The sequence below is a fragment of the Aminipila sp. genome, from assembly GCF_032051575.1.
Classification (GTDB): Bacteria; Bacillota; Clostridia; order Peptostreptococcales; family Anaerovoracaceae; genus Aminipila.
Map to the genome: position 1 here is coordinate 36,965 of NZ_DAMBYD010000001.1, position 21,624 is coordinate 58,588.

The window sequence follows — 21,624 nt, forward strand, 5'->3', positions numbered from 1 at the left end:
AAAAATATAAAAAATGAAAGGAACGAAGTCATGAGCATTACTATTAATGGAACAAAGCTAACGGTTGAAGAAGTAATCCGTGTAGCAAGATTTGATGAAGAGGTTGTTATTACACCGGAAGCACAGGCTGCTGTAAAGAAGGCGAGAGATTATGTTGACAAAAAATTAGCAGAGGGTGCGGTTATTTATGGATTGACAACTGGATTTGGAAAATTCTCTGATACATTTATCTCCAGTGACGAAACTGCAGATTTACAGAGAAACCTTATTATTAGCCATACGTGCGCTATGGGCAAGGGCTTGCCAAGAGAAGTTGTTAGGGCAGCAATGCTGCTTAGATGCAATGCACTTTCAAGAGGCCATTCAGGTATTAGACCTGGAACGTTAAATACTTTACTAGAAATGCTAAATAAGGGTGTTCACCCTGTTATACCTGAAAAAGGGTCATTAGGCGCTTCTGGAGATTTAGCTCCACTTTCACATATGGTTCTTACTATGATTGGTGAAGGCGATGCTGAATACAAGGGAGAAATTATGCCTGGCGCAGAAGCTATGAAGAAGGCAGGAATTTCTACTGTTGTGCTTGCAGCGAAAGAAGGTCTTGCACTAATAAATGGTACTCAGATTATGACTGCTGTTGGTGTAAATGTTCTTTGGGATGCAATGAATCTACTAAAAGTAGCAGACATTGCGACTTCTATGACAGCTGAAGCTTTAAATGGAATTAAGAAAGCCTATGATCATAAGGTTCATGATGTGAGAGGTCACCAGGGACAGAAGGATGTAGCAAATAATTTACTTACATTACTTGAAGGAAGTGACAATGCGCACGAAACAAATCCAAATAAGGTGCAGGATCCATATTCATTAAGATGTATTCCACAGATTCACGGAGCATCAAGAGATGCAGTTCAATATGTATATGAGGCAGTAACAAGAGAAATTAATGCAGTAACTGACAATCCACTTATTTTCCCTGATGAAGATGAAGTGATATCAGGTGGTAATTTCCATGGTCAGCCGATGGCTCTTGCATTCGATTTCTTAAAGCTGGCTATATCAGAGCTTGCTGACGTTTCGGAGAGAAGAACAGAAAGGCTTGTTAACCCTCAGCTGTCTGAAGGCTTACCTGCATTTCTTACAAAGCACGGTGGAGTTTGCTCTGGCTTTATGATTGCTCAGTATGCAGCTGCATCAATGGTTTCAGAAAACAAAATCTATGCACATCCAGCTTGTGTTGATTCTATTCCTTCATCAGGAAATCAAGAGGATCATGTAAGTATGGGAACTACAGCAGCAAGAACAGCAGCATTAATTCTTGATAATGCACAAAAAGTTCTGGGTATCGAATTATTTGCAGCGTCACAGGGTATCTGGCTAAGAGGAGAAAAAGGATTAGCAAAGGGTACACAGGCAGCATATGATTTCATAAGACAGTTAGTAGCTCCGGTAGATCAGGATGTTGTTATGCATTATGAGTTAGTGAAGTTTGATGAAATGATTAAGAATAATTCCATTGTTGAAGCAGTTCAAAAAGCGGTAAATATAATTTAATAAAGACACAAAGCATATCGCAAATAGGCGATTAGGCAGAACTAGGAGGTAATATAAATGTTAAATAACCAAAAAATTGCAGATGCTATGACTATAAAACTGGATGCAGCATTACCAGAATATCCAGCTTTTGAAGAAGGTAAGAGAAGAGCTCCAGACAGAGGATTCAGACTTACACCTGCACAGACTAAACTTGCGCTTAAGAATGCGCTTAGGTATGTGCCAGGAGAATTACACGAAACTTTAGCTCCAGAATTTATGGAAGAATTGAAGACTTATGGAAGAATCTATGCGTATAGATACAGACCAGCAGGGAGAATATACGGAAAACCAATTGAAGAATACAAAGGAAACTGTATTGAAGGTAAAGCATTCCAGGTTATGATTGATAATAATCTTGACTTTGAAATCGCACTTTATCCTTATGAACTGGTTACCTATGGAGAGACTGGCCAGCCTTGCCAGAACTGGTTACAGTACAGGTTAATCAAGAAATATCTTGAAGAACTGACTGATCATCAGACTTTAGTAGTTGAATCAGGGCATCCGCTTGGTTTATTTCCATCAAAGCCAGAAGCTCCTCGTGTAATCATTACCAATTCCATGATGATTGGTATGTTTGACAATTTGGAAGACTGGGAAATCGCAGAAGAAATGGGTGTTGCAAACTATGGACAGATGACTGCCGGAGGCTGGATGTACATTGGACCTCAGGGTATTGTTCATGGAACATTCAATACCATATTAAATGCAGGCAGAAAATATCTGGGAGTACCTGAGCAGGGTGACTTGGCGGGTCACACCTTTGTGTCATCAGGGCTTGGGGGTATGAGTGGTGCTCAGCCTAAGGCTGCGAATATTGCAAGAGCAGTTGGCATATTCGCCGAAGTGGATCTTTCCAGAATTGAAACAAGACACGATCAGGGATGGGTTGATGTAATCCTTGACAATCTGGATGATGTATTTAAGCTTGCTAATGAAAAAGTTGCAGCAAAAGAATCCATTTCTATTGCATACCACGGTAACATTGTAGATTTACTAGAGAAGGCTGCAGAGGTTGGTTTTAATATTGATTTATTATCTGACCAGACTTCCTGCCACAACGTATATAACGGTGGTTACTGTCCAGTTGGATTGACTTTTGATGAAAGAACTGAACTTCTCCATAAAGACAGGGATGAGTTCTGTAAGAAGATTGACGAGACATTACGCAGACACTTCCAGGCTATTAAAAAGTTAACAGCTAAGGGAACTTACTTCTTTGATTATGGTAACTCCTTCATGAAGGCTATGTATGATGCAGGAGTTCAGGAAATATCAAAGAATGGTATAGATGAAAAGGACGGATTTATCTGGCCTTCATACGTTGAAGACATCATGGGACCTATGTTATTTGATTATGGTTATGGACCTTTCAGATGGGTTTGCTTATCAGGGAAGCCAGAAGATCTGGATGCAACAGATAAGGCAGCTATGGACTGTATTAATCCTGACAGGAGATTCCAGGATAGAGATAACTGGGTTTGGATCAGAGATGCTAAGGAAAACAAGTTGGTTGTAGGTACTCAGGCAAGAATTCTTTATCAGGATGCAGAGGGAAGAACAAACATTGCGCTTAAGTTCAATGAACTTGTCAAAGAAGGCAAGATTGGTCCTGTAATGATCGGACGTGACCATCACGATGTAAGCGGAACAGACTCACCATTCAGAGAAACTTCAAACATCAAAGACGGTAGTAATGTAATGGCCGATATGGCTGTTCAGTGCTTTGCTGGAAATGCAGCAAGAGGTATGAGCTTATGTGCTCTTCACAATGGTGGTGGTGTTGGTATTGGTAAGTCCATTAATGGTGGGTTTGGTCTTGTACTTGATGGAAGCGATCGAGTCGATACAATCATTAAGTCTGCAATGATGTGGGATGTAATGGGTGGCGTTGCCAGAAGAAACTGGGCAAGAAACGAAAATGCTCTTGAAACTTCTGTTGCATACAACAAGAACTATGCAGGTGCAGGACACATTACCATTCCTTATGTTGCAAATGATGAACTGGTAGATAGTATTGTTGCAAAATATGTGAAATAGGTGAAAAAATGAAAAACACATTGCTGATTAAAAATATAGGAACTTTGCAGACTCCTGTGGGCAGCTACAGCCATACGGGAGAAAAGCAGGGTGAAAATGTGAAAATGAAAGATGCCGCGCTTCTTATAGAAGACGGCATCATAAAGGAAATCTGTGAAAATGGAAAACTTCCTGATGGAGCTCAGGATGCAGATACCATAATAGACGCGGAAGGTAAGCTTGTTACTCCGGGTCTAGTAGAGGGTCACACTCATTTAGTTTTTGGTGGATACAGACAAAATGAAATTCCTATGAAGCTGAAAGGTGCTACTTATTTGGACATCCTAAATGCTGGCGGAGGTATTTTAGACACAGTAAGACATACAAGGCAAGCTGCGTTTGAAGAACTCTATGACAAAGCTTTTGATTTCTTAGATGAAATGATGGCGCTTGGAGTAACTACCTGCGAAGCAAAGAGCGGCTATGGCCTGGATATGGAAAATGAAATGAAAATGCTAAAGGTAGTAAAGGCTCTTGATGAAAATCATCCAATGGATATGGTCGCTACTTTTATGGGAGCACATGCTATCCCTGACGAATATAAGGACAAGGCAGATGAATTTATTGATTTACTATGCAAAGAATTGATTCCAGAAGTGAAAAAACAGGACCTGGCAGAGTTCGTTGATGTGTTCTGTGAAGATTCAGTATTTGATGTACCTCAGAGCAGAAAATATCTGGAATGTGCAAAAGCACATGGATTTGGACTTAAGATTCATGCAGATGAAATTGAAGAAATTGGGGGTTCTGAACTAGCGGGTCAGATGGGAGCCATTTCGGCAGAGCATTTAATTGCTATAGGCGAAAAGGGAATGGAATCCATGGCAAAGGCCGGAACTACAGCTATGTTGCTTCCAGCTACATCTTTCTATCTTGGAAAGACCTTCGCACCTGCAAGAAGGATGATGGAACTAGGCATACCTGTGGCGATTGCTTCGGATTTTAACCCTGGATCATGTCCATCCCTAAACTTACAGTTTGCAATTAATCTAGGGTATTTAAAGTATAAAATGACTCCTGAGGAAATCCTGACAGCAGTAACGATTAATCCTGCTTGTGCTATTGGAAGAGGAGACAAAGTTGGAACGTTAGAAGTTGCAAAACAGGCGGATCTGGTCATCTGGGATGCTTCAGATATGGAGATGCTTTGCTATCGTTTTGGATCAAACTTAGCCATGCAGGTTATCAAAAAAGGTATACTAGTTTAGTAAAAGCTTATAATAAAAAATTAAATTTAACATGGGAGAAACGTATGAAATTAGTTGAAATGAAAGTGAATGAGTATTTAGACGTTCTAAAGTCTGATGCTCCAGCACCTGGAGGTGGATCTGTTAGTGCCCTGGCAGGGGCACAGGGAGTCGGTCTTTTCATGATGGTTTGCGATTTAACCTTGGGTAAGGAAAAATTTGCAGATTATCAGGAAATATGTGCACAGGCAAAAAAAGATGGAGCAAAGCTTTATAAAGAGTTGGTAGAGGCAATTGATAAAGATACGGAAGCTTTCAATCTTGTTTCTGCAGCATTTAAAATGCCAAAAGCAACTGACGAAGAAAAAAGTGCGAGAAGTAAGGCTATTGCAGACGGAACCTTAGTAGCTACTGAAGTTCCGTTTAGGTCTATGGAGCTGGCATATGAGGCACTTTTAATAGCGCAGGAACTTGAAGGTAAATCAAATCTCAATGCAGCCAGTGATTTAGGTGTAGCAGTTTTAAATCTTATGTCTTGTATCAAGGGCGCATGGTTAAATGTTAAAATTAATTTGCCAGGGGTGAAAGATGAATCTACTGCAAAAGCTTTTGTTGAAAAGGGTGAAAAAATCATTGCAGAAGCAGAAGCTATAGAAAAAGAGCTATATGTTAAAATTTTAGGTTCATTATAAGATTATAAAAAATTGAGGAGAAATTTTAGGAGGAATTAGTAACATGGCTAAAATAATAGAAAGCGTACCAAATATTAGTGAAGGTAGAAATCAGGAAGTTATCGAAGCATGTGTAGACCAGATTAGAACAACAGCAGGGTGCACATTACTTGATTACTCATCAGATACAAGTCATAACAGAACAGTTATTACCTACATGGGAAGTCCTGAAGCCTGCGAAGAAGCAAGTGTAAAACTTGCAAAGAAAGCAGTTGAATTAATTGATTTGACAAAGCACGTTGGGGAACACCCTAGAATGGGCTGCGTAGATGTTATGCCTTTCATTCCTATTAAAGATGCAACTACTGAAGATTGCGTTGAATTGTCAAAAAGAGTTGGTAAAAGAATTGCTGAAGAAGCAGATCTTCCAGTATTTTTATATGAACAGTCTGCAAGTGCTCCACATAGAGAAAATCTTGCAAAGGTACGTAAGGGACAATTTGAAGGCATGGCAGAAAAAGTTAAAGATGCTGAATGGATTCCTGACTTTGGTGGTCAGAGAATACACCCTACAGGTGGTGTTGTTGCAGTAGGAGCTAGACCACCACTAATAGCATTCAATATTAACTTAAGTACGTCAGATGTTGAAATTGCAAATAAAATTGGAAAGATTATTAGACGTTCAAATGGTGGATTTGACTGCGTTAAGGCTATGGGCGTAATGCTTGAGGACAGAAATATTGCACAGGTTTCCATTAACATGACGGACTTTACAAAAACTCCGCTATATAGAGTTGTTGAACTAACAAAGGCTGAGGCTGCTCGATATGGAGTACATGTCATTGGAACAGAAATTATTGGACTTTGCCCAATGAACGCATTGTTTGATGCAGCAGAATATTATCTTCAGATTGAAGAATTTAATCCTGCAGTACAGGTTATTGAAAATCATTTGCTTTAATTTATCTTAGTAAAATTGTAACTTAACTTAATTTACCTTAAAACCATTAAAAAGACGGATGTCTCATTTGCTTGAGACATCCGTCTTTATTTAACTATTGCACATATCACCGCCAAAGCGTTATTTCTGTTTTTTGTCTAGGTATATTTCTAATCTATAATTTTCTTGGTATGTGGCGGTATATAAATATTTGTCTGTTTCACCCTTGATTGAAAAGCCTTTACCGGCTAGTTTGCTACGAAACGCCGAGTCTAAGTCATTTGTTATTTTTTCATAGTCTTCTTGTTTAAATATTATATTAATTATCGTGTCTAGTGCAGGATAAAAAATATTTTGCATGTCATTTTGTATAATCGTAATATCATGTTTAGATTCATTATCTTTAATAAAGACTGACGTTTCTGCACCATTTAAATTTTTATAAGTTACACTACCTGATTTATCCAAATTATTTGCAAGAGTGTAAAGCCCGAAAATAAATTCTCTTGCAGTCTTTGGATTAGTTTCGTATAAATCGGCTAGTACTTCATTGTAACACGTCATATCTTGAACTTTTTTATCCCATTCCTCTGAATTGGGATCTGTTGAACTGGGCATCACTGTTGATATTTTAACTTCATTTTTTGTAGCATCCCACTCCACATCAGCACCTAAAGCTTCTGAAACAAATTTCACTGAAACCATAGTTCTGCCATTTAAAATGAAAGGTGATACATCCATATTAATACGCATAAAATTTTTTTTAATTATTGTAGGGTTACCTATTAATAGTGTAATATCACGGTCTCCCTTTGTAATCTTGATTACATCCTTTTGCTGCGAATAATTCCAGTCAACTTTTGCTCCAAGATTTTCTGAGATAACTCTTAGAGGTACCATAGTCCTTCCATCTTTTACAAAAGGTTTAACATCTGTGATGTTAAGCAGATTCCCATCAATGCTTACCTGTACTTCTTTTGTAGAAGCAGAGGAAGTAATGTTACTACATACAACTAATGCTAAAATCATAATAATACTGAATAATCTTTTAATCCCTTGTTTTTTTAATCCCATAAAAAATTTCCTCCTTTAAATTTTTTATATATTTATAACAATTGTATTATAACATAATTGTCATAATATTGAATCGTTTACTATGCTTAACTTTACTCTTAATCCTTTAGGACCCCAAATTACCATAATTAATGTTGAAATAAAAAGAAGAAAATTATGAGTAAAGCAGATGGGATTCCTGTTTTATCAAGAAAATCAAACGGCAAAAATTATAAAGATGCTGTTAGTATTGTTACACTAGGAACAAATATAGGAGCATCAGGAAATGCATATCCTTACTTTATGCGCAGTATTATTGATTATTACCCACTAGATTCTGGTATCTATTATAAAAATAATGTCTAGCATGTATATGCATCTGGTACACATTCAATTGATGAAAAAGATAACTGGATTGCAAGGAGATTACGGGTATTAAAGCAGGAGACACTGTTGAGATTTGTTTACATGTATCAGAAAATGACTTTTTAACTTAAAGGGAAAGAAAATAAAAACCTGCATTCCCTTTTGTATTAAAGTATAAACTTTAGATAATCGTAAAGATATAATAATATAAAAGCATCAAAATTATTTTACAAGTTTAGGGGGTAAAAATGAAGAGATTAATAGTTTGGGGAATGATTCTATTGATTGGAGCACTAGGGATGAGTTCTACATGTTACGCTGATTTTGAAGGAGTTCCATCCTGGGCATATGAGGCAAATGACAATGTGCCAGGATTTGTTGATAAAAATGGGAATCAGATTCCTAATATTTATATTAATGATAATATGACAATGGTTGATGTTTATGGAAACTGGGCGCAGGAGGCCATTGTATATTGTGCAAAACAGGGATGCTTAGATGGTATGCTAAGTCGCAAGTATTGGTTTAGTCCAAGTTCTTATTTGAGGAAATCTGAATTAGCAATTCTCTTAGGTAGAAAAAAGGGAATAGACTATAGCCAGTATAGAGTGGATTTTTTTACTGATATAAGCGTGAGTGATTATGCTATGTATGGTGAGTATAGCACTTTGATGGATAAGGCTGCGCCATATTACGTAAATTGGGCAGGCTCGGAAGGAATTCTAAAAGGAAGTAGCTAAAGCGTTTTAAGTGATGATTCTTTGACCAGGGAACAAGCAGCAACAATAATTGATCGATATATTGCAAAAAATACATCTTTATATAATAGCGTAAAGTTAGACAATTCTTTATCTTTTAAAGATGAAAATGAAATTTCAAGTTGGGCAAAAGAAAGTGTTGAAAGGCTTTCAAAAATTAAGTTATTTAATGGAGATGAAAAAGGATTTTTTAATCCCCAAGAAAATATATCTAGAGCAGAGATTTGTCAAATTATTTTTAATCTAGCAAAAAGCAAAATTTAAATTCATTATAGAAATTTAAAATGTAGATTATCAAAAACATCTGCAAATAAAATAAGAGGTCTTTAAGGTAAAATCAAATTTATCATAAAGGCCTTTTATTGTAAAGAAAATTGTAATCAGTTAAGTATATTATAGTTTATTTTATATTCCACTTTGATTGTGCGCGGTTTCTGGAATTATCTAGATGACGTGCTATTTTAAATTTTGCGTCCTCCACATTTTTATCTCTTATAGCTTTTAATATTTCTTTATGCTCAATACATATAACATCTAGGTTTTCTTGCTCAGAAACTGTAGCCCTTCTGGCCTGCTGAACATATTCTTGATAGGACTTAAGAATATGCGATAAGAAGCGGCTTCGTGTAGATCTGTAAATAATCCCATGAAAAGCAACATTTGTTTCCATAACTTTTTGACAGTCCTTACGTTTTGTATAAAACTCCATAAGTTCAATCTGATTTTGCAATTGTTCAAGTTCTTTTGCCGTAATTCGTTCAATAGCCCATTCAATGGCAAGCTGCTCAAGAGCGCTTCTTACGGAATAGATATCCTGCATGTCCTGCTTCGTAAAGCCTTTTGCAAAACTTCCGCGATTAGGAATATAGTCAATTAGACCCTCAGATTCTAATTGCTTGAAGGCATCTCGTATAGGAGTTCTGCTTACACGGAATTCAGTGGCGATTTGATTCTCGATTATTTTTTCGCCAATAATATATTCGCCTTTTAGAATTCTTTCTCTTAGAATATCTACAATTTCATTCGTAAGAGAGGAAGAATTTGAAAACTTTGTATCTGACACTTTGTTACCTCGCGTTTATATCAATATAAGGTTTAATAATGGATTCATTCTATGTGTTTATTTTATCAAATTTCAACATATTTATTTTATCAAATTTAAAGATACTTGAATAGGATAAATTCATAAAAAGTCCCCAGGAAGCTTATATAAATAATAATATAGCAAACTAGTACCAAAAAAATGAGCTTGTTTAACTTTGTGTATTGTACACATTATTACATTAAAGCGACACTACTGCACAGAATCTATGTGATTGCAACATATAGCGCTAACGCAAAAATTGTATACAATAATACTAAACACTAATAAAGAACAGAAAAGTAGTCGCAAAATTCGGTTATTTGTTTGCTATTTATACTTGTTTGGTGTTAATATAATCTTATAAAACTGGTTATAAGATTAACGAAACGAGGTTTGATGTTCACATGGGAGAAAAAGAATTACAAAAGCTAGTGCTCCAGGGGAATGAAGCATGTGCTAAGGGTGCTATATATGCAGGATGCAGATTTTTTGCAGGCTACCCTATTACGCCTTCAACAGAAATAATTGAACTACTTTCTGGTGAAATGCAAAAAGTAGGAGGCGCTTTCATTCAAATGGAGGATGAAATCGGATCAGCGTGTGCTATATTAGGCGCACGGTGGGGTGGTAAAAAGGCTATGACAGCAACGTCAGGACCAGGATATACATTGATGCAGGAAGCCATAGGCTTTGCTGCAGTAACAGAAACCCCAGTTGTTATTGTTAATGTCCAGAGAGGCGGTCCTTCCACAGGACAGCCGACCCTTTCTTCACAGCAGGACATTTACCAGGCTAGATACGGAAGTCATGGTGATTATGAGATTATATGTTTAGCACCATCTTCAGTACAGGAAATGTATGATTTTACAGTAAGGGCTTTTGAACTGTCAGAAAAATTCAGAACACCGGTTATTTTATTGGCAGATGAAGTTGTAGGACATATGAGAGAAAAAATAGTAGTTGAGGATGGATCCAAGCAGATTAAGAGTACAAAGCAATCTTATGTTGCTTCCCCTCAGGCGGACTTTTTTAAGGGAGAAAATTCTTTAGTTGAAGGACAATTACATGATGAAAACGGGAAAAGAATCGGTCACTTGGCAAATAAGAGTGGCGAGTTTATTAACAATATAAATAAGAAAATCACAGATAGCATCGACGAGATTACAGATATAGATACTTATTTTATGGAAGATGCCGATGTAGCTATAGTAGCTTGGGGCTCAGTATCAAGGCCGTCAATGAATGCTATAAAGCTAGCAAGAGGCGTGAAGGACGATAGAATTCAGACAAAATTTAAGCCTCTAAAAGATTTGTTTAGAAAGAGTCTTCCAGAGGTAATCCAGACAGACTACAGTCATTTAAAAGTTGGCTTAATAAAGATAAATACTGTTTGGCCATTCCCAGAAGAGGAATTAAAGAGGTTGGCTAAAAATGTTGATTTGGTTATTGTACCAGAGATGAATATGGGAAAATATTGCAGAGAAGTTGAAAGAGCTTTAAAAAATAAGAGAGTAGTTTCAATGCCTAAGTGTGGTGGAGACATACACACACCAAATGAACTGTTAGATAGAATACTTAAGGAGGTGGGTGTAAGTGAATAAGTTATACAAAGAGTACATAAAAACGGATTTACTTCCAACTCTTTTCTGCCCTGGATGTGGAAATGGGATAGTGCAAAATGCAGCAATTAGGGCGATAGATGCTTTAGGTATTAAAGAAGACGTGGCTTGTGTGAGCGGTATAGGCTGTTCATCCTGGATACCTTGTTATCTTAAATTAGATGTTATGCATACTATGCACGGGAGAGCACTAGCCTTTGCAGAAGGACTTAAACTTGCTCAGCCAAAAAAGAAAATTCTGGTTTTCACAGGAGATGGAGACTGCCTTGCGATTGGAGGTAATCATTTCATACATGCAGCAAAGAGAAACATCGATTTAACAGTTGTTCTTGTAAACAACTATATTTATGGAATGACTGGAGGACAAAAATCGCCAGCAACTCCGGTAGGAGCAGTGACAAAGACTTCTCCATTTGGTGCAATTGACATACCTATGGATGGCTGTGCAATGGCAATGGCTATGGGGGCAAGTTATGTTGCCAGATGGACAACAGCTCATCCTGTTCAGCTTGAAAAGGCTATTAAAGAGGGAATGGAGCATAAAGGCTTTTCTTTTATAGAAGTTCTTACCCAATGTCCGGTTCAGGCAGGAAAAAACGTTTATGGCGAGAAAGATCCTTCTGCGATTATGAAGATGTATAAAGAAAGCACTTACATCTATAAAGAAGGGATGGAGATTCCAGAAGGAAAAACCAGAATAGGTCTTTTGAAGCACGACAAAAATGCAAAGGAATATATTGATAGAGTAGAAGAAAGATTAGCCCAGCAAGGCGTTAAGCGAGGTTAAAAAGATGGCAACAGTTACAATTGACAAGGCATGCTGCAAAGGGTGCGATATATGCATTACAGTATGTCCAAAAAAAGTATTCATTCATTCAAAAAATAGAAATAAGTATGGAACCAATATGCCAGAGGCTGCAAATGCAAAAGAATGCGTGCAGTGTGGCATGTGTGAAAGAATGTGCCCAGATGGAGCCATTGATGTGATAGGGGAGGAATTGTAATGAGAATTAATGTAAGATTTTCAGGTGCAGGCGGTCAAGGGGTAATTTTGTCATCTGTATTACTTGCAAAAGCATATGGCTTAGGAGAAGATTACAACATTTCACAAACTCAGAGTTATGGCCCGGAAGCAAGAGGCGGAGCATGTAAGGCAGAAGTAGTTATTTCTGATGAGAACATTGATTACATGAAAGTTGACACTGCTGATGTATTTATTGCATTCAATCAGGCGGGTTATGAAAAGTATGGAAAGACAGTAAAAAATGATGCAATTGTTTTGATTAACAGTACTCTTGTAGAGACTGATTCGGATAAACATTTTAGAATTCCTGCAACTGAAATTGCAGAAGAAATGGGAAAGCCTTTTGTAGTAAATATGATAATGCTTGGAGCATTAACAAAGTTATTGCCTAAGCTTCATTATCCTACAGTAGAAGCTGAGATAATGGATAATTTTGCAGCAAGTATTGCAGGCTTAAACCTAGATGCATATGATAAGGGCTATCAATACATGGCGAAACAATTACAAGAAAGAAATAAGCAAAGCGCCTAATGATCTAATAACATAGATAAAATTTAGACTGTAAACGGGAATTTTAAATCTTGTTTACAGTCTTTTTTATAGGGTTCGTGTTATTTCTGTAGCTTTATACGCAGTATACTTGCGAAATTTGCACAGTATATGGTAAAATGTAAGCACTAATGAAATGTCGGAGGTGATAATATGGCAATTTATGAGTCGGGGGAAGACTATTTGGAAACAATTTTAGTACTCCATAAAAGAAATGATATCGTTCGTTCCATTGATGTAGCATCAGAGTTGGGATTTTCAAAGCCTAGTGTTAGCAGGGCTATGAGCATACTAAAAAAAGCTGGGTATATTTATATGGACGAGAAAGGCCATATAACTCTTTCTGACGCAGGTCAGATAGCGGCAGAGAATATTTATGAAAGACACACTAATATTTCACAGTTCTTAATGGAGATCCTTGGTGTAAGTGAGGAAAATGCCTTAAAGGATGCTTGCAGGATAGAGCATGATTTATCTAATGAAACTTATAGAAAAATTTGTGAAGCACTCGTTAACAAATAAATTTAATATATAAAAACAGGAGATTCTCGAGGCCGATCCCTTCGGGAATTTCTCTATGGGTTCCCAAAGAAAGGATTGAAAAATGTTAAAAGAAGCAATTAGACCAGTATGGGCAGAAATTAATTTATCAAATTTAGACTATAATATTAAGAACATTATAGCTAAAGCAGGAGCAGATACGGAGATAATCGGAGTGATTAAGGCTGATGCATATGGACATGGATCAGTAGAAGTTGCCAAAGTCCTTATGGAGAATGGCGTTAGCACTTTTGCCATTGCGACACTACAGGAGGCGGTTACGCTAAGAGAAGCCGGCATTAAAGGTGAAATTATAATGCTTGGCTTAACCCCTGATATGTATGCAGATGCAATTGTTAAATATGACATTACACCTGTTGTTTGCAGCTCCGAAAATGCCAAGGCTATTTCAGAGGAAGCAATGGCAAAGGGAAAGACAGTAAAGGGCCTTATTGCCGTAGATACAGGCATGGGACGAATCGGATATCTTTCGGATGATGAGAGTGCAGTAGAAGATGTTAAGAAAATATCAGCACTTTCAAATTTTAAGATTAAGGGAATGTTTTCACATATGGCTACTGCTGATGCGTTTGATAAGAATTTTTCAAAGACTCAAGAGGAAAGATACCTGGGATTTTATGAAAAACTAAAGTCAGCAGGGATTAGTGTGCCTTTCAGAACTTTTGCAAATAGCGCTTCAATTATGGAAATTCCATCTGTTCACTATGACGCAGTCAGACCAGGAATTATTCTTTATGGATGCTACCCTTCGGATGAGGTTGATAAGAATCAGCTTTCAATTAAACCAGTTATGTCAGTTAAAGCAAACATCGTTCATCTGAAGAAGGTTGGTAAAGATTTCTCCGTGGGTTATGGAAGAAAATTTATATCTGAAAGAGAAAGTTTAATAGCTACGATAGCTTTAGGTTATGCAGACGGATACCCAAGACCATACTCAGCTCAGGCAAAGGTTATTGTAAATGGTGTAATAGCACCAATTGCAGGAAATATCTGCATGGACCAGTGTATGATTGATGTTACAGATGTGCCCAGTGTAAAAGTTGGAGATGAAGTAATAATCATGGGCAGCGATGGAAAGAATACTATTTTAGCAGATGATATCGCAAAGGCAACTGGAACAATTAACTATGAAATTGTATGTGCGTTTGGACAACGACTGCCAAAAGTATATGTGAAGTAGAAGAGGTAAGAATAGATGGTTTTTGGATTATTTAAAAAGGACCGGACTGCGGATTCTGTATTTGTAAACGGCAATATATATACGCAAGATGCAGATATGCCTTGGGCTGAAGCTGTAGCCTGTAAGGATGGAGAAATTATATATGTAGGCAACAGGCAGGAAGCAGAAAGATTTACAGGGGCGGATACTTATGTGGTAGATTTAGCAGGTAAATATATGCTGCCAGGTCTGATCAATACTCATAGTCATCCTGCCCTTCGGGTTTTTGAGGATACTTATATTCCCGTTTCTGAAAATCAGGATATAGATGATATATTGGGAATGATGTCTGATTATATTTTAAATAACCCAGAAGAAGAAATATATTTTGGGTATGGATTTGGTAACAATGTTTTAAAAGAGCTGACTCAGGAAGAGGCTAGTGCTAAACTTGATGAAGTTTGCCTGGATAAACCCATAATGCTTATGAGTAATGGTGAGGCTACACTTTGGGTGAACAATTGTGCGCTTGAACAGGCCAGAGCAGCGGCTCAAGAGGATGGAGTTCTAAATATATCAATAGAATATTTTTTGCAAGTGGTATCACCTTTTGACTATGATGAGCTTCAAAATAAAACGGTAGGACTGGCTTCAGAATACTGTTCAAGGGGATTTACAAGTATTTTTAATGCAGGTGCCCCTGAATTTATGGATAATTTTTATCAGAACGTCATTATTAACATGCATCAGCAGGATATGATTAAGCAAAGGCATTTTGGAAGTTTACGGGTTGCTCGAAATATAAAACCAGAGACTGTCATAAATCGTCTTATGCAGAAAAAAACAAACACGACAGAATTAGATGACTATGTTCATTGCAATACTTTGAAAATAACGCTCAGCAGAGATGCAGACTATGAAAGCATAGACACAGAAAATCTAAGAAAGCTGTTGGAACAGGTCTGCGCCAGAGGGTTTGATGCGCACATGGACATTTTGGATAGAAAAGCTTTTATGGAATGTATGGCAAGCATTACAGCAATTAGAAATGCAGGATACCGAAAAAATAATTTTATCGTAGCCAGTGATGCAGATATTCGAGAAGACAGAGAAGGATTCTGTTTGAATGAAATGTGTCTGGATAATGTTTTCTTTCAGCCCTCCACCAGATGTGAACCGTCAAATGAATATGCGGCAATCGAGGGGGCTTCAAGTGTTGAAGAAATCTTGGATCGATTTACTATAGATGCGGCGGTATCCCTTGGAGTTAGTGATAAACTCGGGTCAATTGAAGTCGGAAAGTATGCAGACCTTGTAGTCTTTGAGGAGAATCCTTTTGATGTAATGAAACCAGCTATGTTTAAAAAACTTTCAGCAGATATGACGATTTTGGCGGGACACGTTGTATATGATGTAGAAGAAGATAACATGCAGGAATGGTACAATTTAATGAGCGGCATGCAGCTTTAAGCTGCTGCCGTTTTTTTATATAATAGGAAAGTCTATCGATATTTTCTATTATATTAAAAAAGGAAGTGCAGAGGGGCGAAGCTACATTTTTTATTCACACAAGACCTAACGAAATTTCTAATTATTTATGTATTAGTAAGAAGTAAAGCATAAGTTAATATCTACGATATGATTAATGCCATCAACATAGCCTGCATTTGTATACTGCCACATTTTAAAATCATATGGAAAACTTGGACAATCGGCATATTGAGCCAGCCAAATATCATATTTTATAATTTGTGTAAGATCATAATAATCTGTAAGCCAGGAAGCGTTACCATATACCATGGGAGTATAACCTGCAGCTTCTATGCGATTACAAAAAGCCAGTGCTATATCGGTGCGCTGTTCCCGTGTTAAATTATAAGTACGGTGATCTGAAGATGAAATTTCTTCTAAATCAAAGACAATAGGAAAAGAAATATCATAACCTGAAATGTTTTGTAAAACAAATTCGGCTTCTTCTATTGCCTCATCCTCTGTAATGGCTTGAGAAAAGAAATAAGCGCCAACTTTAACTCCTGCTGCAATGGCCTGCTGCATATTTTGAATAAATTTTTCGTCTATAGTAATTATTCCGCTTTCGTAACCCCTGTAACCTACCCGTAACATGGCATAGGAAACTCCAGAAGCTTTTACCTTTGCCCAGTCGATATCTCCTTGATAACGGGAGACATCCACCCCTTGCATAGCCTCAGAGCCTTTTGCATCAGCATATTCAACGCGGTTAGATGTAACAGACAGATTGTCCCAGTTATAACTATGTAAAGGTACATCTTTATATGGATCATCAATAGAGTCTGTGGTGGCGGATGCTTCAGTGTTATTTAAAATTAAACTAAATATATTACTTATATTTAGATGCCAAAGACAAAAAATAAGTAGAAAAATTAAAATAAGTTTAAAAGGTGTGAAAACTTTTTTAGCTTTCTTTTTTTTTGTTCGGCGAGATTTTGTTTCTTCATATGTCATAAATAGTACTCCTAATAATTGCACAGCTTATATAATAATAACTTTAGTATATATTTACTATATATGACAATTGTTAAGAATAAAGGGAGTTTATATTAAGAAATTCTTAAGGATTTCAATAAATTTTACATAAAATCCACACATAATCATCACAATTATTGTCTATAATAATTCTTGTAGGGGATTATTGGGACCCTGAAATATGCATTTCAATTTGGAAATGCAGGTTTCCTTCTTTTATTAGATACACACACACTAAGGAAAAACCTCCCGCTTGGCGGGAGGTTTTTTCTTAGTGTGTAAAGATAGGATTATCAGATCTACCTTTCTTTTTCTCCATTTAGGTTTTTGCATAACTTTTTAATAAATCCTTCAAGAATAATTTCTTCGGCTTCTGTCATTTCAAGTATAGTTGATAGCAAGGTCTTTTTAAAATTCTGCTTATTATCAAGCAGGCGTGCTGTGAGTGCTACGATTTTTTCATCCTGTGCCATGTCTAGAAACATTTGCCCCTCACCTTTACGAAGCCAGTTCTCTGAAACACCGAATTCCTTGCAAATCAAAAGAATGCTTCTGTCTGCAACTCCGCGAAGATTATTCTCATACATTCCAATAGCAGTTTGTTTTAATCCGATACGCTCACCAAATTCAGTCTGATTCATTTTTAGTTCTTTTCTAAGTTTTTTAATTCGCTCTCCTATGGGCAACTTAATCACCTGCCTTTTTATATTATATATAGTATCATGCCGAATACCACGTTGCAATATTTTGTTGCACCATATTGACAATATTATTGCGTTGAGCTATTATATATATTGCAGAGGGGTACATTTAAAGGGGGGATGGTACTTTGATGAAGAAATGAACGCATAGAATCTGTAATTATAAAAGGGATTAGAGGGAGGATGAATAGTAATGTTTGATAAGTACATTAATTTTAACAGGGTGGTAGAGGATATGATTCGAAACAGGGAAGATAATCTTGCTGCATTAAAGTCTCTAAAAGAACAATATGAAGAGATCGTAAATGATGAGGGGCTAAAGTCCGCTCAATCTGATAAAGTACATGTACAAAAAGGAATTACAAATGATGCAATTATAAATCTTATTATTCAGAAAGAGACTGTAGAAAAAAGAATGGAGGATTTAGAGGCAGAGAGAAAGTTATATGATCATGCATGGCAAAACCTTACGGGGGAGGAGAAACGAGTGTTGCAAGTATTTTATACAATGGGTATAAAGAAGCGTCAGGATGCTGTAGATATACTGTGTGAAGAACTGGAAAGAGAACCTGCAACTATTTACAGGAAAAAAGATGAAGCGGTAAGTAGGTTTAAAAAACTGCTTTTTGGTTAAGTGAGAAATAGTTGAGAATACATAGCCTGTTTCTAATGATATTATGGTATCAAGTTAAGTAGCAAGAACTACATAACTATTATAAGAAGACCTTACTGTAAATTGCAGAAGGTCTTTTTTCATGCAGAAAAAAGGGAAACCAGCATTCTGGTCAATGAGGGGGTGAGTACATGTGACTAAGTTAATTTATAATTGATTGCACATGAGTGCAGAAAAGTAATTCTTTGAAACTATTTTTTATGTATTTGCATAGGAATAAATTACCTGTGCAGGAAAGAAAAAGAAAGAGGTAAAACAATGAAAGAAGATTTAAAAAGTGTTGGCACAATGGCAGCAAAAATGCATTATTATGCATTCCTAAATGAGCAGGATGTGGTGGAAGATATCTACTCCCTTCCAACAGTGATTTCAGATTCAAAGTACATCGAAATTCCTACTAACGATCAGTCTTTAATCGGGAAAAAGTATAATAGAACAACTGGTAAATTCGAAGATATTATGTTCTATTATGCTATTTTGGATGACAAGGATATTGTTACTCAGGTAGTTGCATTGGAGGCAAAGGTAACAGATCCAAAGAAAATAGAAATTTCTACTTATGACCAGACTTTGGTTGGGAAATGGTATAACAGAAGTAATGGGACTTTTACTGCGCCACCTATTCATGTTTTAGCAAAAATGAGTACAGGTGAAATCAACACATTAAAAGCAGATGGCACCCCAGAAGATAAGTGGCTTAATACAGAACTTACTGAAATAAAAAGCAAAATTACAGAAGTTGAAAATGGCACTCCAGAAGTTAAATCTCTTCATACAGAGTTAGCCCAATTAAGAAGCAAAATTACAGAAGTTGAGAATGGTACACCAGAAGTTAAACAGCTTCATACAGAATTAGCCGAAGTAAGAAGTAAAATTACAGAAGTTGAAAGAGGCAACTTTGGGGGGTATAAGGCACGATTTAAAATGGAAGATAACCAAATGATGACAGAAGACTGGGCTAATAATGGCAAACGCTTAACTTTTACATTTGATACTGGCATTTCAGGTTACTTTCCAAAGATGATTAGGTTGGCAGATGATGGGATCGAAGACTATTTTGTCGCAGATTTTTATATTGTAAGAAATACGGATGGAACAATTAAATCAGCATATATGGATCAGGATTATATAGGATTTATGCCAATTAATATTAGTGATGTTAAGGGAAGAGTTGTAAAGCATGGTATAGATATGGAGGATAGAAGTATTTTTTCATCAGAATATAGTGGCAATGAGGCAAAAATGTATAATTATGGGGGGTTCTATTTTACAGGAACACCATATAAGAAGCAGAATTCTCGAGTAGATATAGGAGAATTTTCTTATAATGAAAACTCATTTTCATTCACGATAAGGCCATCTGATACTATGGTAGGTCAGTATACTAGTATTGATTTTATGGGATATATATATTAGTAATAAATGTCTTACTAAATAATGAGCAACGCTATCGGATTTTCTGATAGCGTTGTTTTATCTCTTATAGTAAATTGCCTAAGGGGGCGGTAATTTGTATATTCAATTTAATTCTTTGCCGGTAAATGCGCCTTTAAGAATTACAAGTCCATTTGGACCGAGAAGGACTAATATAAAAGGGGCAAGTACATACCATAGAGGCGTGGATATCGGCAGAGATTTTAGTCAAAATGATACAAAGATTTTAGCGGCGTGTGACGGAACAGTTATAAGTAATTATTGGAATGATACACGGGGCTGGGTCGTTATTATTAGTCATGGTGGGTATAAGACTTTATATCAGCATTTAGAGAAAAGATCTAGTTTAAGTATTGGTATTAAAGTAAAGGCTGGAGATGAACTTGGAATAATGGGGGCAAGTACCAAAACAATAAGAAATATGACTGTACATTTGCATTTTGAACTTATTGTCAATGGTGTATCTATTGACCCAGAGACTTATTTAAGGAAGGTTATAAAAAAAAATAGAAAGAAGGAAAATGATGCGATGGAACGATATAAAAGAGTGGAGGAAATGCCAGAATCCCTACAGAAAGATATTCAATTCCTTGTGGACTGTGGTGTATTAAACGGAAAATCTGAGGAAAATTTGGATATTACAGAGGATATGGCCAGGATGCTTGTGGTTAGTAAGCGATATATGGACAAGCTCTATGATATGGTAAAAATATGGAATCAACAATTATAGTAGCAATAATTGTTACGAGTGGAAATATCTTAGTACAGCTATTGATTGCAAAGATTGGTCAGAAATCAACAGAGGAAATTATAAATTATCGCATAGGAGCTTTAGAAAAGAAAGTAGATAAGCATAATCACATAGTTGAAAGAATGACTGCTGTGGAGCAATCAATAAGGTCTGCACACCATCGCATTGATGAAATTAAAAGGGGTGTAAATAGTAATGAAAATTAATTGGAGAGTTCGTTTAAAAAATCCAATATTTGTAATCCAAATATTGTGCGGATTTTTTGGGCCTATTTTCGCTTATTTCGGTCTTGTATGGGAAGACATGACAACATGGGGATGCCTTTTAAACGTACTTTTAAAGGCAGTTCAAAATCCTGTAGTTGTAGTTGCTGTGATAATTAGTATATTTAATGCTGTGACAGATCCAACAACGAAGGGGATGGGAGATAGCGTCCAAGCCAGAGAATATAAAAATCCCAATTAAAAAAATAAAACATGGTCAATTAGACAAATTTATACAGCCAATGCTATAATAATACTTAACATGCATGTATAATACCTAAAAGTGTCACTTTTCAATAGGCATATAAAGAGGAGGCGGTAGTACTTTCAAAGCAAAGAAATAGCAAATGCTGTAGTCAAATGTGTATTGTAATTAATGTATTTTTTATGTTTTAGAATGATAAAAAAGAAAGGTGATTAAATGGAATATAGAGGTTTATACGACAGTGGAAAATATGGATTAATCCCTATTTTTACAATAAAGGGGGATCCGACTGAATGTGATATGAGGTTATGCGAAATAGTTGAACGTCTCAGAGGAGATAAGCGATTAATTCAATTAGTAGAAATACTGATAAATAATGTTCCCCGATAAATGCACTGCTTATACAAAAAGTAATTGTATATTATAGTTGGAATAATGCCATGATA

25 protein-coding genes are annotated in these 21,624 nt (G+C 36.4%); 21 read left to right on the forward strand and 4 right to left on the reverse strand.

Annotated elements, in window-relative coordinates:
- Positions 1-30 precede the first annotated feature (30 nt).
- Genes hutH through ftcD form a run of 5 tightly spaced genes read left to right on the forward strand, consistent with a single transcriptional unit; the run spans position 31 to position 6,494 of the window.
- Complete coding sequence (gene hutH / locus RTW14_RS00175) at positions 31-1,554, forward strand: histidine ammonia-lyase (protein ID WP_312647253.1); 1,524 nt, start codon at positions 31-33, stop codon at positions 1,552-1,554.
- Positions 1,555-1,611: 57 nt separating this feature from the next.
- Positions 1,612-3,636, forward strand: a complete 2,025-nt coding sequence (locus tag RTW14_RS00180) for a urocanate hydratase (RefSeq protein ID WP_312647254.1) — start codon at positions 1,612-1,614, stop codon at positions 3,634-3,636.
- A gap of 8 nt (positions 3,637-3,644) precedes the next feature.
- Positions 3,645-4,883: an imidazolonepropionase gene (hutI, locus tag RTW14_RS00185; protein WP_312647255.1), complete on the forward strand. Its 1,239-nt coding sequence runs from the start codon at positions 3,645-3,647 to the stop codon at positions 4,881-4,883.
- A 44-nt stretch (positions 4,884-4,927) separates the two neighbouring features.
- Positions 4,928-5,554: a cyclodeaminase/cyclohydrolase family protein gene (locus tag RTW14_RS00190; RefSeq protein WP_312647257.1), complete on the forward strand. Its 627-nt coding sequence runs from the start codon at positions 4,928-4,930 to the stop codon at positions 5,552-5,554.
- Positions 5,555-5,597: 43 nt separating this feature from the next.
- Entirely contained in the window at positions 5,598-6,494 is an 897-nt protein-coding gene (gene ftcD / locus RTW14_RS00195) for a glutamate formimidoyltransferase (protein ID WP_312647258.1), read from the forward strand.
- 120 nt (positions 6,495-6,614) lie between these two features.
- Here ftcD and RTW14_RS00200 read toward each other — a convergent pair whose 3' ends face one another.
- Positions 6,615-7,547 (reverse strand): copper amine oxidase N-terminal domain-containing protein, encoded by a 933-nt coding sequence (locus tag RTW14_RS00200; protein ID WP_312647259.1) that lies wholly within the window; start codon positions 7,545-7,547, stop codon positions 6,615-6,617.
- Positions 7,548-7,703: 156 nt separating this feature from the next.
- On the opposite strand from RTW14_RS00200, the gene RTW14_RS00205 reads away from it, so the two are divergent.
- The 3 genes from RTW14_RS00205 to RTW14_RS00215 all read left to right on the forward strand — a co-directional run bounded on the left by RTW14_RS00205 (position 7,704) and on the right by RTW14_RS00215 (position 8,914).
- Positions 7,704-7,892: a hypothetical protein gene (locus RTW14_RS00205; RefSeq protein ID WP_312647261.1), complete on the forward strand. Its 189-nt coding sequence runs from the start codon at positions 7,704-7,706 to the stop codon at positions 7,890-7,892.
- Positions 7,893-8,140: 248 nt separating this feature from the next.
- The gene (locus RTW14_RS00210) at positions 8,141-8,632 is read left to right on the forward strand and encodes a hypothetical protein (RefSeq protein WP_312647262.1); all 492 of its coding nucleotides are present in this window, start codon (positions 8,141-8,143) and stop codon (positions 8,630-8,632) included.
- Positions 8,633-8,653: 21 nt separating this feature from the next.
- Positions 8,654-8,914 (forward strand): S-layer homology domain-containing protein, encoded by a 261-nt coding sequence (locus RTW14_RS00215; RefSeq protein WP_312647263.1) that lies wholly within the window; start codon positions 8,654-8,656, stop codon positions 8,912-8,914.
- A 136-nt stretch (positions 8,915-9,050) separates the two neighbouring features.
- On the opposite strand, the gene RTW14_RS00220 is transcribed toward RTW14_RS00215, so the two are convergent.
- Entirely contained in the window at positions 9,051-9,713 is a 663-nt protein-coding gene (locus RTW14_RS00220) for a GntR family transcriptional regulator (RefSeq protein WP_312647264.1), read from the reverse strand.
- A 425-nt stretch (positions 9,714-10,138) separates the two neighbouring features.
- On the opposite strand from RTW14_RS00220, the gene RTW14_RS00225 reads away from it, so the two are divergent.
- The 7 genes from RTW14_RS00225 (at position 10,139) to RTW14_RS00255 (ending at position 16,116) form a co-directional block, all read left to right on the forward strand.
- On the forward strand, positions 10,139-11,335 hold the full coding sequence (locus RTW14_RS00225; RefSeq protein ID WP_312647265.1) for a 2-oxoacid:acceptor oxidoreductase subunit alpha: 1,197 nt from the start codon (positions 10,139-10,141) through the stop codon (positions 11,333-11,335).
- Positions 11,328-12,140 (forward strand): thiamine pyrophosphate-dependent enzyme, encoded by an 813-nt coding sequence (locus tag RTW14_RS00230; protein ID WP_312647267.1) that lies wholly within the window; start codon positions 11,328-11,330, stop codon positions 12,138-12,140. Before RTW14_RS00225 ends, RTW14_RS00230 begins: the two co-directional genes overlap by 8 nt.
- Before the next feature lie 4 nt (positions 12,141-12,144).
- Complete coding sequence (locus RTW14_RS00235) at positions 12,145-12,357, forward strand: 4Fe-4S dicluster domain-containing protein (protein WP_312647268.1); 213 nt, start codon at positions 12,145-12,147, stop codon at positions 12,355-12,357.
- Positions 12,357-12,908 carry a 2-oxoacid:acceptor oxidoreductase family protein gene (locus RTW14_RS00240; RefSeq protein WP_312647269.1) on the forward strand — a complete coding sequence of 184 codons (552 nt, stop codon included), beginning with the start codon at positions 12,357-12,359 and terminating at the stop codon, positions 12,906-12,908. The genes RTW14_RS00235 and RTW14_RS00240 overlap by 1 nt, the downstream gene beginning before the upstream one ends.
- Before the next feature lie 171 nt (positions 12,909-13,079).
- Positions 13,080-13,448, forward strand: a complete 369-nt coding sequence (locus RTW14_RS00245) for a metal-dependent transcriptional regulator (protein ID WP_312647271.1) — start codon at positions 13,080-13,082, stop codon at positions 13,446-13,448.
- An 82-nt stretch (positions 13,449-13,530) separates the two neighbouring features.
- A complete protein-coding gene (gene alr / locus RTW14_RS00250; protein WP_312647273.1) occupies positions 13,531-14,667 on the forward strand; it encodes an alanine racemase in 1,137 nt (378 codons plus the stop codon).
- A 15-nt stretch (positions 14,668-14,682) separates the two neighbouring features.
- The gene (locus tag RTW14_RS00255) at positions 14,683-16,116 is read left to right on the forward strand and encodes an amidohydrolase family protein (RefSeq protein WP_312647274.1); all 1,434 of its coding nucleotides are present in this window, start codon (positions 14,683-14,685) and stop codon (positions 16,114-16,116) included.
- Between the two features lie 132 nt (positions 16,117-16,248).
- Here RTW14_RS00255 and RTW14_RS00260 read toward each other — a convergent pair whose 3' ends face one another.
- Together RTW14_RS00260 and RTW14_RS00265 are read right to left on the reverse strand one after the other, a co-directional pair.
- Entirely contained in the window at positions 16,249-17,130 is an 882-nt protein-coding gene (locus RTW14_RS00260) for a glycoside hydrolase family 25 protein (protein ID WP_312647276.1), read from the reverse strand.
- Between the two features lie 320 nt (positions 17,131-17,450).
- A complete protein-coding gene (locus RTW14_RS00265; RefSeq protein ID WP_312647278.1) occupies positions 17,451-17,837 on the reverse strand; it encodes a helix-turn-helix domain-containing protein in 387 nt (128 codons plus the stop codon).
- A gap of 208 nt (positions 17,838-18,045) precedes the next feature.
- On the opposite strand from RTW14_RS00265, the gene RTW14_RS00270 reads away from it, so the two are divergent.
- From RTW14_RS00270 to RTW14_RS00295, 6 genes are all read left to right on the forward strand, one after another.
- Positions 18,046-18,486: a hypothetical protein gene (locus RTW14_RS00270; RefSeq protein WP_312647279.1), complete on the forward strand. Its 441-nt coding sequence runs from the start codon at positions 18,046-18,048 to the stop codon at positions 18,484-18,486.
- A gap of 297 nt (positions 18,487-18,783) precedes the next feature.
- Positions 18,784-19,941, forward strand: coding sequence for a hypothetical protein (locus RTW14_RS00275; protein WP_312647280.1), 1,158 nt, complete (start codon positions 18,784-18,786; stop codon positions 19,939-19,941).
- A gap of 94 nt (positions 19,942-20,035) precedes the next feature.
- Positions 20,036-20,689 (forward strand): M23 family metallopeptidase, encoded by a 654-nt coding sequence (locus RTW14_RS00280; RefSeq protein WP_312647281.1) that lies wholly within the window; start codon positions 20,036-20,038, stop codon positions 20,687-20,689.
- Complete coding sequence (locus RTW14_RS00285) at positions 20,671-20,916, forward strand: hypothetical protein (protein WP_312647283.1); 246 nt, start codon at positions 20,671-20,673, stop codon at positions 20,914-20,916. Before RTW14_RS00280 ends, RTW14_RS00285 begins: the two co-directional genes overlap by 19 nt.
- Positions 20,906-21,175: a phage holin gene (locus tag RTW14_RS00290; RefSeq protein ID WP_312647285.1), complete on the forward strand. Its 270-nt coding sequence runs from the start codon at positions 20,906-20,908 to the stop codon at positions 21,173-21,175. Before RTW14_RS00285 ends, RTW14_RS00290 begins: the two co-directional genes overlap by 11 nt.
- A 219-nt stretch (positions 21,176-21,394) precedes the next feature.
- Positions 21,395-21,568, forward strand: a complete 174-nt coding sequence (locus RTW14_RS00295; RefSeq protein ID WP_312647286.1) for a hypothetical protein — start codon at positions 21,395-21,397, stop codon at positions 21,566-21,568.
- The last annotated feature ends 56 nt before the right edge of the window (positions 21,569-21,624 follow it).

Bases quoted from the DNA above. Each gene is read 5' to 3' on its own strand.
- RTW14_RS00180 (WP_312647254.1), top strand. From the start codon at position 1,612: ATGTTAAATAACCAAAAAATTGCAGATGCTATGACTATAAAACTGGAT.
- RTW14_RS00260 (WP_312647276.1), bottom strand. From the start codon at position 17,130: ATGACATATGAAGAAACAAAATCTCGCCGAACAAAAAAAAAGAAAGCT.
- RTW14_RS00295 (WP_312647286.1), top strand. From the start codon at position 21,395: ATGGAATATAGAGGTTTATACGACAGTGGAAAATATGGATTAATCCCT.
- RTW14_RS00225 (WP_312647265.1), top strand. From the start codon at position 10,139: ATGGGAGAAAAAGAATTACAAAAGCTAGTGCTCCAGGGGAATGAAGCA.
- RTW14_RS00255 (WP_312647274.1), top strand. From the start codon at position 14,683: ATGGTTTTTGGATTATTTAAAAAGGACCGGACTGCGGATTCTGTATTT.
- RTW14_RS00190 (WP_312647257.1), top strand. From the start codon at position 4,928: ATGAAATTAGTTGAAATGAAAGTGAATGAGTATTTAGACGTTCTAAAG.
- RTW14_RS00200 (WP_312647259.1), bottom strand. From the start codon at position 7,547: ATGGGATTAAAAAAACAAGGGATTAAAAGATTATTCAGTATTATTATG.
- RTW14_RS00285 (WP_312647283.1), top strand. From the start codon at position 20,671: ATGGAATCAACAATTATAGTAGCAATAATTGTTACGAGTGGAAATATC.
- RTW14_RS00235 (WP_312647268.1), top strand. From the start codon at position 12,145: ATGGCAACAGTTACAATTGACAAGGCATGCTGCAAAGGGTGCGATATA.
- hutH (WP_312647253.1), top strand. From the start codon at position 31: ATGAGCATTACTATTAATGGAACAAAGCTAACGGTTGAAGAAGTAATC.
- alr (WP_312647273.1), top strand. From the start codon at position 13,531: ATGTTAAAAGAAGCAATTAGACCAGTATGGGCAGAAATTAATTTATCA.
- RTW14_RS00270 (WP_312647279.1), top strand. From the start codon at position 18,046: ATGTTTGATAAGTACATTAATTTTAACAGGGTGGTAGAGGATATGATT.
- RTW14_RS00210 (WP_312647262.1), top strand. From the start codon at position 8,141: ATGAAGAGATTAATAGTTTGGGGAATGATTCTATTGATTGGAGCACTA.
- RTW14_RS00290 (WP_312647285.1), top strand. From the start codon at position 20,906: ATGAAAATTAATTGGAGAGTTCGTTTAAAAAATCCAATATTTGTAATC.
- RTW14_RS00205 (WP_312647261.1), top strand. From the start codon at position 7,704: ATGAGTAAAGCAGATGGGATTCCTGTTTTATCAAGAAAATCAAACGGC.
- RTW14_RS00240 (WP_312647269.1), top strand. From the start codon at position 12,357: ATGAGAATTAATGTAAGATTTTCAGGTGCAGGCGGTCAAGGGGTAATT.
- hutI (WP_312647255.1), top strand. From the start codon at position 3,645: ATGAAAAACACATTGCTGATTAAAAATATAGGAACTTTGCAGACTCCT.
- ftcD (WP_312647258.1), top strand. From the start codon at position 5,598: ATGGCTAAAATAATAGAAAGCGTACCAAATATTAGTGAAGGTAGAAAT.
- RTW14_RS00245 (WP_312647271.1), top strand. From the start codon at position 13,080: ATGGCAATTTATGAGTCGGGGGAAGACTATTTGGAAACAATTTTAGTA.
- RTW14_RS00275 (WP_312647280.1), top strand. From the start codon at position 18,784: ATGAAAGAAGATTTAAAAAGTGTTGGCACAATGGCAGCAAAAATGCAT.